The organism is Pseudomonas sp. PNPG3, assembly GCF_023093815.1.
Taxonomy (GTDB): Bacteria; Pseudomonadota; Gammaproteobacteria; order Pseudomonadales; family Pseudomonadaceae; genus Aquipseudomonas; species Aquipseudomonas asiatica.
Window position 1 is genome coordinate 1 of the sequence record NZ_JALLKV010000393.1, and the last position, 209, is coordinate 209.

A 209-nucleotide genomic window follows, 5' to 3' on the forward strand; every position below is an offset into this window, starting at 1 on the left:
GATCAGCGGGGCCGACGGGTCCAGCGGGTCCGACGGGTCCGACGGGTTCGGTGCGTCCGGGCCGACGGGCGGGGCGGGCGTCGTCGATGCCGCGCAGCTGTCCCCGGCGGAGGCGACGACCCTGCGCCGCGAGCGCATCGGGATCGTCTTCCAGCAGGCGAACCTCGTGCCCTCGCTGACCGCCCGCGAGCAGCTCCTCGTCATGGGCG

General features: G+C 76.1%; 1 pseudogene. It reads left to right on the forward strand.

The features are described 5' to 3' along the window. Positions 1 to 209, forward strand: a pseudogene (locus MJ643_RS31415) (ABC transporter ATP-binding protein); the annotation flags it as partial.